General features: G+C 63.9%; 11 protein-coding genes. 10 read left to right on the top strand and 1 reads right to left on the bottom strand.

Annotated elements, in window-relative coordinates; translation table 11 throughout:
* Positions 1 to 31 precede the first annotated feature (31 nt).
* On the bottom strand, positions 32 to 1111 hold the full coding sequence (locus GFD32_RS10800; protein WP_163576541.1) for a 3-deoxy-7-phosphoheptulonate synthase: 1080 nt from the start codon (positions 1109 to 1111) through the stop codon (positions 32 to 34).
* Positions 1112 to 1426: 315 nt separating this feature from the next.
* On the opposite strand from GFD32_RS10800, the gene rpoE reads away from it, so the two are divergent.
* The 10 genes from rpoE (at position 1427) to pdxJ (ending at position 11789) form a co-directional block, all read left to right on the top strand.
* Entirely contained in the window at positions 1427 to 2032 is a 606-nt protein-coding gene (rpoE, locus tag GFD32_RS10795) for an RNA polymerase sigma factor RpoE (RefSeq protein WP_163576540.1), read from the top strand.
* Between the two features lie 192 nt (positions 2033 to 2224).
* Complete coding sequence (locus GFD32_RS10790; protein ID WP_163576539.1) at positions 2225 to 2944, top strand: sigma-E factor negative regulatory protein; 720 nt, start codon at positions 2225 to 2227, stop codon at positions 2942 to 2944.
* A complete protein-coding gene (locus GFD32_RS10785) occupies positions 2944 to 3927 on the top strand; it encodes a MucB/RseB C-terminal domain-containing protein (protein ID WP_163576538.1) in 984 nt (327 codons plus the stop codon). The genes GFD32_RS10790 and GFD32_RS10785 overlap by 1 nt, the downstream gene beginning before the upstream one ends.
* Before the next feature lie 236 nt (positions 3928 to 4163).
* Positions 4164 to 5588 (top strand): DegQ family serine endoprotease, encoded by a 1425-nt coding sequence (locus tag GFD32_RS10780; RefSeq protein WP_163576537.1) that lies wholly within the window; start codon positions 4164 to 4166, stop codon positions 5586 to 5588.
* A gap of 200 nt (positions 5589 to 5788) precedes the next feature.
* A complete protein-coding gene (gene lepA / locus GFD32_RS10775) occupies positions 5789 to 7606 on the top strand; it encodes a translation elongation factor 4 (RefSeq protein WP_163576536.1) in 1818 nt (605 codons plus the stop codon).
* Between the two features lie 13 nt (positions 7607 to 7619).
* Positions 7620 to 8423, top strand: coding sequence for a signal peptidase I (lepB, locus tag GFD32_RS10770; protein WP_163576535.1), 804 nt, complete (start codon positions 7620 to 7622; stop codon positions 8421 to 8423).
* Positions 8424 to 8489: 66 nt separating this feature from the next.
* Positions 8490 to 9182 (top strand): ribonuclease III, encoded by a 693-nt coding sequence (gene rnc, locus GFD32_RS10765; RefSeq protein ID WP_163576534.1) that lies wholly within the window; start codon positions 8490 to 8492, stop codon positions 9180 to 9182.
* Positions 9179 to 10078 carry a GTPase Era gene (gene era, locus GFD32_RS10760; RefSeq protein WP_163576533.1) on the top strand — a complete coding sequence of 300 codons (900 nt, stop codon included), beginning with the start codon at positions 9179 to 9181 and terminating at the stop codon, positions 10076 to 10078. The genes rnc and era overlap by 4 nt, the downstream gene beginning before the upstream one ends.
* Positions 10079 to 10118: 40 nt before the next feature.
* Positions 10119 to 10823, top strand: a complete 705-nt coding sequence (gene recO, locus GFD32_RS10755; RefSeq protein WP_163576532.1) for a DNA repair protein RecO — start codon at positions 10119 to 10121, stop codon at positions 10821 to 10823.
* Positions 10824 to 11006: 183 nt separating this feature from the next.
* Positions 11007 to 11789: a pyridoxine 5'-phosphate synthase gene (gene pdxJ, locus GFD32_RS10750; protein WP_163576531.1), complete on the top strand. Its 783-nt coding sequence runs from the start codon at positions 11007 to 11009 to the stop codon at positions 11787 to 11789.

Raw genomic sequence — 11789 nt, 5'->3', positions numbered from 1 at the left:
GGCGGGCCGTTCGGGGGATTCAGGGGGGGGCTCAGGCGTCGCTGCGTCGCTCGGCCAGTACCGGAGCCAGCTTCTCGGCCATGCGCGTCATGGCCTGTTCGGTGGTGTCCCAGTCGATGCAGGCATCGGTGATGGAAACGCCGTACTGCAGGTCGGCGAGGTTGCCGGGAATTTTCTGGTTGCCCCAGCCGATGTTCGATTCCACCATCAGGCCCATGATGGAGCGGTTGCCTTCGAGGATCTGGTTGGTGACGTTCTCCATCACCAGAGGCTGCAGGGCCGGATCCTTGTTGGAATTGGCATGGGAGCAGTCGATCATGATATTGGGCTTCACGCTCGCCTTGCGCAGCTCCTGCTCGGCCAGTGCCACGCTGACGCTATCGTAGTTGGGCTTGCCGTTGCCGCCGCGCAGCACCACATGGGCGTAGGCGTTGCCGCGAGTGCGAATGATCGCCACCTGGCCGGCCTGGTCGATACCCAGGAAATTGTGGGGGTGGGCCACCGACTGCAGGGCGTTGACGGCGACGTCGAGGCTGCCGTCGGTGCCGTTCTTGAAGCCGACCGGGCTGGAGAGGCCGGAGGACATCTCACGATGGGTCTGCGATTCGGTGGTGCGGGCGCCGATGGCCGACCAGCCGATGCAATCCTGCAGATACTGCGGCGAGATGGGGTCCAGGGCCTCGGTGGCGAGCGGCAGGCCCAGCTCGGAGAGTTCGACCAGCAGTCGGCGGGCGATGTGCAGGCCTTCCTCGATCTCGAAGGAGCCGTTGATGTGCGGATCGTTGATCAGCCCCTTCCAGCCCACGGTGGTGCGGGGCTTCTCGAAGTAGACCCGCATCACGACATACAAGCTATCCTTGACCTCATCGGCCAGCCGGCGCAGGCGGCGGGCATAATCCAGAGCGGCATCCACGTCATGGATGGAGCAGGGGCCGATCACCACCAGCAGGCGCGGGTCGGAGCCGTTGAGAATGTTCTGGATGGTCTGGCGCCCTTCGATGACCGTCCGCTCGGCGGTCTCGCTCAAGGGGATCTCCTGCTTGAGAGCCTCGGGGGTGACCAGAACGTCCTGGGAAAGAACATTGAGGTTGTTGACCTGCTGATCGGACATGAGTGCTACCTGTATCGTGTCATGATGCGTTGATGGCCTGTCATTCACCTACTATCGCCTGCCGAAGAGGCAAAAATCAATCGGATGGGGAACCGTGAGGCGTCGCGCCCGGTCACAGCGCCGGTACTGACGAAGGCAAGTCGGCTTGATGCGCGAGCGAGAAACAGGAACACTTGCCGTTTCGACGAACGGTGACATTCAGGGACATGAGCTGCCGCCAGGCACCAGGTTGAGACCATGCATGCAGATTTCGTTGCGACGCCCCGCTGCGCCTTTACGCCGCGCCAGGATCTCTCCCGGTTGGGGAGGGTGTGAATGGGAAATCGTGAGACCGACCAGCAGCTCGTGGAGCGTGCTCAGCAGGGCGATACCCGTGCCTTCGATCTGCTGGTGAAAAAATATCAGCACAAGATCATTGGCCTGATCGGCCGTTACGTGCAGGACCATGCCGAAGTTCAGGACGTGGCCCAGGAAGCCTTCATCAAGGCGTACCGGGCGCTTGGCAAATTCCGTGCCGAGAGCGCCTTCTATACCTGGATGTACCGTATTGCCATCAATACGGCCAAGAATCATCTCGTCTCCAAGGGGCGCCGCCCGCCGGGCAGTGACATGGACATCGCGGATGCCGAAATCGTTGACCATAGCGGACGCCTGGCCGATATCGAGACGCCGGAAGCCGCCATCGCCCGCGACCAGCTCGAGGCGGCGGTGTTCGAGGCGATCGAGAAGTTGCCCGACGATTTGCGCACGGCCATCACCCTGCGGGAGCTGGATGGTCTCTCCTATGAGGACATCGCCAATATCATGCAGTGCCCGGTGGGTACGGTTCGCTCGCGCATCTTTCGCGCCCGTGAGGCGGTGGATCAGCACATTCAGCCGTTGGTCACCACGTCGCGGACTCGCGAGTCGGTGGCCGATTGATGATCCAGTGCAATGTTTTTGCACGGTTGCTGAACTGTTGCGTGCCTTTGACGTCAGAAGCTGTGATCGGTAGGAGAAGCGGGTCGGTTTTCCGCTATTCCTTTCCTTGAGTGGTGACATGCCCGCTGCGCAGGGAAAGCGGGGAATTCATCGAAGCCAAGGCAGCGGCCTTGTGATGTGAGGATGTGAAGAATGAGTCAGAATGCACGGGAATCGCTTTCTGCCCTGATGGACAGCGAAGGTGATGATCTCGAGCTGCGCCGGGCACTGAAATCCCTGGAGGACGAGCCGGATGCAGCGGAAGCCTGGCGACGCTATCACTTGATGCGTAGCCTGCTGCGACGGGATCATGACATCGACGTCAGCACGGATCTCTCGGCGGGCATTCTTGCTCGTCTCGAGGAGGAGCCGGTTCCCGCGCGACAGGCTCATGCTGCATCGCCGCGTCGCTCGATACCGCTGGCACGCGGCGCTGGCGTCGCCGCGGCGGTGACCTTGATGGTCATCAGCGGCGTACAGTTCTATAACGGCAGCGGCTTCGGTGGCGGGCAGGCCGACGACCTGGCCGATACCGCTTCCGAAGCGCCGGCTTCGGTCGAAACGGTGTCCGGGGAGCGCAGCTTTTCTCTCCCCGCCCTGTCCGGCCAGGCGGAGCAGGTGGGCATGTCGCTCTTCGGCAACGCTCCCTCCAGCGGCAATGCCTCCTCGTTCCTGTCTCAGGCAGACGTTGGCTTCGACCGTCCGCTGGACACGTCTCCTAGCCTGCGCCAGTCGGCGAGTGGCGATCTGGAGCAGGCGCGCTTGCTCCAAACCTACCTCGACCGTCATTCGGAAGGCGCCGCGTATCGCAGTGGCGATGCCTGGATGCCGTTGTTGCGTGCATCCGGTAGCGAGACACTGGGTACCCGCTGATGCGGGCCGGGCGCACGGCGTGGCGCCTGGCGCTGCTCGGGAGCCTGGCACTGGTCTCCCTGGGAGCGATGGCGAGCGAGGAAGAGACCGAAGCTGACACCTTCGACTGCGCGGCAGTGGCCGAGTGGGACGCTCCCGAGTCGCCCATGGAGTGGTTCGAGCGCAGTCTATGGGCCAACCATTGCTACGTGTTCCAGGCGCGGGCCGTGCGCATCAGCGTCGACGGCGTGCGTACCGTGGCGCTTTCCCATGACGTACAGGATGGCGTGGAGCGTGAGGTGGCCCGTTTCCTGGATGGCCCACCGATGATCTTCGAGCGGCGTGGGCGCATCGGCCGACTCACCTGGACCGAAGATGGGGCCGAGGTGCCGGCGTCACCCACCGGCATTGCCCGTCACCTGGAACGCTTCTACCGACTCAGCCTCGGCGACGAAGAGCGCATTGCCAATCGCCGCGTGGTGCGACTCGACATCGAGCCGTTGGACGATTACCGCTATGGTCATCGGGTTTGGCTCGATCGTGACACCGCCTTGCCGCTCAAGCAGCAACTGCTCGATGAACAGGGGCGGGTGGTCGAGACCTTCCAGTTCACCGAACTTCAGCGGCCAAAGCTCCATGACGGCAACGTGATCATGGATCGTCGGCGGCCCTCTCCGACCCTGGAGTGGCATCCAGGCTGGCTTCCGCAGGGGTTCATCGCCCAGCCGGTCGATACGCTCAGCCAGCGTCATGGAGCACGGGTCGGGCACCGTATCTACAGCGATGGATTATCGACTCTTAGCCTGTTCGTCGAGCCCCTCGGTGAGACGGGCAAGCGGCTGATGCCCGGCCTGCACCGCCTTGGAGTCTCGATGGCCGTGGTGCGCCACCTGGAGCGGGCGGGGCAACCCCTGCAGGTGGTGGTGATGGGAGAGCTGCCGGTTCGGGTGCTGATTCGCGTGGCCGAGAACCTGACCTGGGAAGAGATCGAAAACGCCGAATGAAGGAACCGCGAAGGGGGGCAGCGAGTCGAGAAGAACAGGTTCGTCACTGCTGGCCGGCATTGTTGGCCGTGGCGTGAACCTTTTTCGATGCAGATGGTTATTTCTGTCGAGCAACCTGTCGGATTCGACGGATCGTTGCGAGAAAGTGGATTGGCGTTAAAACCGATGGGCTGACAAGGCCGGTTTACCATCACTGGCCTGCTTGCCAATAGAACGAGCTGACGCAGGAGCTTTTCATGAAGCCTATGACGCGACACCTTTCCCTGTGGTTCTTGCTGGCCACGCTGCTGCTGGGTTGGCAGTCGGCCATGGCACGCGAGGGATTGCCGGATTTCACTGAACTGGTGGAAGAGGCCGCCCCGGGGGTGGTCAACATATCCACCTCGCGGACCATCGAGCGCCGCGACCCCTTCCAGGGTTTTGGTGGGCAGGAGATTCCCGAGATCTTCCGCCACTTCTTCGGCGACCGTTTTCCCATGCCGCCGGGCGGTAGCGGCCCTGGCCACAGAGAGGAGCGCCAGTCGCTCGGTTCGGGCTTCATCATCAGTGACGACGGCTACATCATGACCAATGCCCATGTGGTCAAGGACGCCGACGAGATCCTGGTACGCCTCAACGACCGCCGCGAACTGGAGGCCGAGCTGGTCGGTGCCGACGAGCGAACGGACGTGGCGGTGCTCAAGGTCGATGCGTCGGACCTGCCGACGTTGCGTACCGGCGACTCCGAGCAACTCGAGGTCGGCCAATGGGTGGCCGCCATCGGTTCGCCGTTCGGTTTCGACCACTCGGTCACGGCGGGCATCATCAGCGCCATCAACCGCACGCTGCCGCGCGATGCCTACGTCCCCTTCATCCAGACCGACGTGGCGATCAATCCCGGCAATTCGGGCGGGCCGTTGTTCAACCTCGATGGCGAAGTGGTTGGCATCAATTCGCAGATATTCACCCGCAGCGGCGGGTTCATGGGGCTTTCCTTCGCCATTCCCATCAACGTGGCCATGGACGTGGCCGATCAACTGCGTGACGACGGGCGAGTCAGCCGCGGCTGGCTGGGGGTGATGATTCAGCCGGTGTCGCGCGATCTGGCCGAGTCCTTCGGCATGGAGAGCGCCAGCGGGGCGCTGATCGCCGATCTCGACCCGGAAGGCCCGGCGGCGCGGGATGGCCTTGAGGCTGGCGATGTCATCCTCGAAGTGGACGGCGAGGAAGTCGATCGCTCGAGCACCCTGCCGCGCTTGATCGGTCGCATCGACCCGGGCGAAGAGGTGGAGCTGACCGTGATGCGCGACGGCCGCGAGATCACCGAGCGGATCACCATCGGTGACTGGCCCGAAAACGAAACCACGGCGTCCGGCAGCCGCAGCGAACCCAGCGCTCAGGCGCGTTTGGGTATCGCCGTGGACGCACTGAGCGATGACGAGCGCGAGCAACTGGGTGTCGAAGCCGGCGTTCTGGTAAGCGACGTCGATCCGCGTGGCGCCGCCGCAGCCGCTGGAATCCGCCCGGGAGACGTCATCGTCGGTCTCGACCACCGTAGGGTGGAAGGGCCCGAGCAACTGGCCGAGATGGTGAGTTCGCTGCCCTCGGACCGGGCCGTGCCGGTACGCCTCTACCGCGACGGGCGCTCGATGTTCGTCGCCTTGCGGGTGGGGCAGGAATGAACTGATCCCTACGATCGCAACCGCGTTCCAGCAACGCCTCGCCGCTTAGTCGGCGAGGCGTTGCTCTGTGTGCATCGGCCGGCTGCGCTGTCCAACCCGGTGCCATGCCGGTACAATACCGGCCATCGAACTCATGATACGCGTACGGTGGTGGACAGGCCGCCGATGACGCGCGCGTACCGAACATCGGACCGGGCTAGATGAGCAACGAAAAGACCCACGACAAGCTGAAGCACATACGGAATTTCTCGATCATCGCCCACATCGACCATGGCAAGTCCACCCTGGCCGATCGCCTGATTCAGACCTGCGGCGGGTTGACCGAGCGCGAGCTCAAGGAGCAGGTGCTCGATTCGATGGATCTCGAGCGCGAGCGCGGCATCACCATCAAGGCGCAGTCGGTCACGCTCGACTATCACGCGCAGGACGGCAACGTCTACCAGCTCAACTTCATCGATACCCCCGGACACGTCGACTTCTCCTACGAGGTCTCGCGGTCGCTCTACGCCTGCGAGGGAGCGCTGCTGGTGGTCGACGCCGGCCAGGGGGTCGAGGCGCAGTCGGTGGCCAACTGCTACACGGCGATCGAGCAGGGGCTCGAGGTGCTGCCGGTGCTCAACAAGATGGATCTGCCTCAGGCCGACCCCGACAAGGTCTCGCACGAGATCGAGGAGATCATCGGTCTGGACGCCACCGACGCCTGCCAGGTGTCGGCCAAGAGCGGCATGGGCATCGACGCCTTGCTCGAGCGCCTGGTGCGCGATATCCCGCCGCCCAAGGGCGACCCCGCCTCGCCACTGCAGGCGCTGATCATCGATTCCTGGTTCGACAACTACCTGGGCGTGGTCTCGCTGGTGCGGTTGTTCGACGGCACGCTGAAGAAAGGCGACAAGATCCGCATCAAGTCCACCGGCGGCGACTGGCAGGCCAACGAGGTGGGCATCTTCACGCCGCTGCGGCGTGAAACCGGCATCCTGCGCGCCGGGGAAGTGGGCTTCGTGGTGGCCGGTATCAAGGACATCCACGGGGCGCCGGTGGGGGATACCATCACCCATGCCAAGACGCCGGACGTGCCGCGCCTGCCCGGTTTCCAGAAGGTCAAGCCGCAAGTCTATGCCGGGATGTTTCCGGTCAGTGCCGACGACTACGAGGACTTCCGCGACGCCCTGGAGAAGCTGGCGCTCAACGATGCCTCCCTCGACTACGAGCCGGAAAATTCCGATGCGCTGGGCTTCGGTTTTCGCGTCGGCTTCCTCGGTACGCTACACATGGAGATCATCCAGGAGCGGCTCGAGCGCGAGTACGACCTGGACCTGCTGACCACCGCGCCCACCGTGGTTTACGAACTGGCGATGAACAACGGCGAGGTCATCTACGTCGCCAATCCTTCCAAGCTGCCCGACATGGCCGACGTGGAGGAGATGCGGGAGCCCGTCGTGCGGGCCAGCATCCTGGTTCCCCAGGAGTTCGTCGGCAACGTCATCACCGAGTGCGAGCAGCGGCGCGGCACCCAGCTCGACATGCTGTTCCTGGGCAGCCAGATCCAGCTTACCTATGAGCTGCCGATGTCCGAGGTGGTGATGGACTTCTTCGATCGTCTCAAGTCGATCTCCAAGGGGTACGCGTCGTTGGAGTACAACTTCGAGCGCTTTCAGGCCGCCAAGCTGGTGCGCCTCGACGTGCTGATCAACGGCGATCGCGTCGATGCCCTGGCGGTGATCATTCATCGTGATCACGCCCACTTCCGCGGGCGCGCTCTGGTCGACAAGATGAAAGAGCTGATTCCGCGTCAGATGTTCGATGTGGCGATCCAGGCGGCCATCGGCGGTCAGGTGGTGGCGCGCTCCACGGTCAAGGCGCTGCGCAAGAACGTCACGGCCAAGTGCTACGGCGGTGACGTAACGCGCAAGAAGAAGCTGCTCGAGAAGCAGAAGGCAGGCAAGAAGCGCATGAAGCAGGTCGGCCGGGTAGAGATCCCCCAGGACGCCTTCCTCGCCGTGCTCAAGGTCAATGACTAGGAACTGACGCAACATGGATTTTTCTCTTCTGCTGGTGGTAGCGGTCGTCGTCACCGGGGTGATCTGGGGGCTCGACCGGGTATGGTGGCGCCCGGCTCGGCAGCGTCGGCTGGAGTCCGCCGAGGCCGGCGCCACCGAGGGCCTCAGCGAGGCGGCCCGTGCCAAGGCCCTCAAAGAGCCCTGGCCGGTGGATTATGCTCGCTCCTTCTTTCCGGTGCTGCTGGTGGTGCTTCTGCTGAGAAGCTTTCTCGTCGAACCGTTCCAGATTCCCTCCGGTTCGATGCGGCCCACGCTGGAAGTGGGCGACTTCATCCTAGTCAACAAGTATGCCTACGGGCTGCGCCTGCCGGTGACCAATACCCGCTTTCTCGAGGTTGGCGAGCCCGAGCGGGGCGATGTCATGGTGTTCCGCTTCCCCGAGGAGCCGTCCGTCAATTTCATCAAGCGCGTGGTGGGTCTGCCCGGTGACGTGGTGCGCTATGAGGACAAGCAGCTCTTCATCAACGGCGAGCCGGTGCCGAAGGAGATGCTGGATGCGGCGCCGGCGGGGGAGCCCGATGAGTGGCTGCTGGAAGAGCAACTGGGCGAGGTCAGTCACCGTATCTACAATAATCCACGAGCCCCCGGCCCGCGGGTGCGCGAAGTGGAGGTGCCCGAGGGACACTACTTCACCATGGGCGACAATCGCGATCATTCCAACGACAGTCGTTACTGGGGATTCGTGCCTGAAGAGAACATCGTGGGACGTGCCTTTGCCGTGTGGATGCACTGGGACGGTGGGCTCCCCAGCTTCACCAGCATACGGCGGATTCATTGACCTCGGGCCAGTGCGGCATCGGCAACATGGCATTACGCCGTATCAACAGCAGACAGCAGGAGCTTCGTGAGCCACTCTCTCATTCCCTTCAGCCGACGGATCGGCCATGACTTCAGCGACATCTCACTGCTGGAGCTGGCCCTGACCCATCGCAGTTTCGGTGGCCAGAACAATGAACGACTCGAGTTTCTGGGTGATTCCATCGTCAACTTCGTCATTGCCGAGGCCCTCTATCAGCGTTTTCCCCAGGCACGGGAAGGCCAGCTGTCGCGTCTTCGCGCGCGCCTGGTGCGCGGCCAGACGCTGGCCGAACTGGCGCGAGAGATGGCCTTCGGCGAGTGCCTGCGTCTCGGCTCCGGCGAGATGAAGAGCGGTGGCCACCGTCGCGACTCCATCCTCGCGGATGCCGTCGAGGGCGTGATCGGTGCCATCTACCTGGATGCCGGCATGGACACCGCCCGGGCCCGAGTGCTGGCCTGGTACGCCGAGCGGCTGGAGTCCATCGATCTTCAGGACACTCAGAAGGATCCCAAGACCCGGTTGCAGGAGTTCCTGCAGTCACGTCAGGCAGCTCTGCCGCGCTACGAGGTGGTGTCCGTCGAAGGAGAGGCGCACGATCAGACCTTTACCGTCGAGTGTCAGGTGGAGCTGCTCCAGGACTGCACCCTGGGGACCGGGCCCAGCCGGCGACACGCCGAACAGCAGGCTGCCGGCAAGGCGCTGGCGAGTCTCGACCCCCGCGGAGGGCGGCTTTCATGAGTCAGACCTGCGGTTTCGTGGCCATCGTTGGCCGGCCCAACGTGGGCAAGTCGACCCTGATGAATCGCATCCTCGGCCAGAAGGTGTCGATCACCTCGCGCCGGCCCCAGACCACGCGCCACCAGGTCATGGGCATCAAGACCGAGGGTGAGGCACAGTTCGTCTACGTCGATACCCCGGGTATCCACATTCAGACCCGCGATCGCAACAAGGCGATCAATCGCTTCATGAACCAGGCGGCGAGCCAGGCGCTGCGTGACGTCGACTGCGTGGTGTTCATCGTCGACCGCACTCGCTGGAGCGACGAGGACCAGGTGGTGCTCGAGCGTCTCGAGCACGTCGAGGCGCCGGTGATCCTGGCCGTCAACAAGGTCGATCGCCTGCAGGACAAGCGCGCTCTGCTGCCCTGGCTCGACAGCGTGGGCGCGCGGCGCGACTTTGCCGCCATCGTTCCCATTTCGGCCAAGCACGGTACCAACGTGCCCGAACTCGAGGCAGAGGTGGCGAAATGCCTGCCCGAGAGCCCGCACCACTTCCCGGACGACCAGATCACCGACAAGAGCCAGCGCTTCCTGGCCGCCGAACTGGTGCGCGAGAAGATCATGCGCCAGCTCGGCGACGAGCTGCCTTACCAGATGACGGTCGAGATCGAGGAGTTTCGCGACGAGGGGAAGGTCGTGCACATCAGCGCCCTGATCCTGGTCGAGCGTGCCGGCCAGAAGAAGATCCTCATCGGTGATAGCGGCGAGCGCATCAAGAGCATCGGTCGCGAGGCCCGCCTCGAGATGGAGCGCCTGCTCGGTGCCAAGGTGATGCTCAACCTGTGGGTCAAGGTGAAGCGTGGTTGGTCGGACAATGAGCGGGCGTTGAAGAGTCTGGGGTATGACCTAGACTAGCGACTTCGAGCTTCGCCCTCGTCGCAATGGACGGCTCCTGATGACGCCCGAACCCGCCTTTCTGCTGCACAAGCGTCCCTATCGCGAAACCAGCGCCCTGGTGGATCTGATCACGCTGAACCATGGCCGTGTACGGGCCGTGGCCCAGGGCGTGCAGCGCCCGGGGAGTCGCTCCCGAGGCCGGCTGCAGCCGTTCGCTCCGCTGCACGTCACCTGGGTGGGCGAGGGCGAGCTCAAGCGGCTGCGGTTGATGGAGAGCGGTGGGGCGGCGGCGATGCTGGCCGGCGAAGGCCTGCTTTGCGGGCTCTATGCCAATGAGCTACTGACCCGGGCATTGCCTCTGGAGTTGCCGGTGGCCGAGGTCTTCGCCCATTACACGGCATTGCTGGAAGCGTTGCCCCGGCCCGAGGCTCGGGCGCCGGGGCTGCGCCGTCTGGAAGTGGCGCTTCTCGAAGCGCTGGATGCCGCACCGCATTTCACCGATCCGCAGGGCGGCGAGCTCGATTTGCAGGGCTGCTATCGTTTCGATGCCACCACCCGTACTTTCGTGGCTGGCCAACCGGGACTCGACGGCCGGACCCTACGCTTGCTGGCTAGCGGCGGCTGGGATGAGCCAGGGCTTGCCGGCCCGGCCAAGGCAGTGACGCGGGCAGCGCTTGCTCCGCTGCTCGGTGCCCGACCGTTGCGCTCCCGTGAGCTGATGCAGCGTCTCGCGGCCTCCCGGACTCGCCGGTCGGGAGTTTGAAGCCATAAAACTGAAGCTGAAAGGAAAAACGATCCGGCCTCGTCGGTAGCTGTAAGCCTCGAGCTCGAAGCGAGAAGAAAGACCTTGATACGGGGGGCTGGCAACAGGCTGCCTTTCCAGCTTCCAGCTTATCGCTTTACCCTTGTCCCTCGATCCCTTGCCCTTCGTATTCTGGAGACCTCCATGCATCCCCCTCGCATTCTGCTCGGCGTCAATATCGATCATATCGCCACGCTGCGCCAGGCCCGTGGCACGCGCTATCCCGATCCGATCCAGGGCGCGCTGCTGGCCGAGGAAGCCGGCGCCGATGGCATCACCCTTCATCTGCGTGAGGATCGTCGCCATATTCAAGAGCGCGACGTGCGCTTGCTGGCGGAGACGCTGAATACTCGCATGAATCTGGAAATGGCGGTCACCGAAGAGATGGTCGCGCTGGCCGAGCAGGTTCGCCCGGCACATGTTTGCCTGGTGCCCGAGAAGCGTGAGGAGCTGACTACCGAAGGGGGGCTCGACGTCGCCGGCGGTCTCGGTGTTGTGTCCGATGCCTGTCGGCGGCTGGCTGCTGCGGGTTGCGAGGTGTCGCTGTTCATCGACCCGGTGCCGGCACAGATCGAGGCGGCGGTGAAGGCGGGGGCGCCGGCGATCGAGCTGCATACCGGCGCCTATGCCGAGGCGACGGGCGAGACGGCGCGGCACGAATACGCGCGGCTGTGTCGCGCCGCCGAACGAGCGCTGACGCTGGGCCTTATCGTCAACGCCGGGCATGGTTTGCACTATCATAACGTCGAGGCCGTGGCTGCCGTTCCCGGCATCAACGAACTCAACATCGGGCACGCGATCATCGCCCGAGCGCTGTTCGTAGGTCTCAAGGAAGCGGTGGCAGAGATGAAACGGCTGATCGTTGCCGGCCAGGAAGCGGGACTGGTGGCTGCCATCGAAGCCCATGATGACGAGCACGACCACTGA

Origin of the sequence: Halomonas faecis (assembly GCF_010993975.1) — a bacterium.
GTDB lineage: Bacteria > Pseudomonadota > Gammaproteobacteria > Pseudomonadales > Halomonadaceae > Halomonas > Halomonas faecis.
The sequence above is the reverse complement of the archived record's forward strand: the minus strand, read 5'-3'. Positions and strand labels throughout refer to the sequence as shown.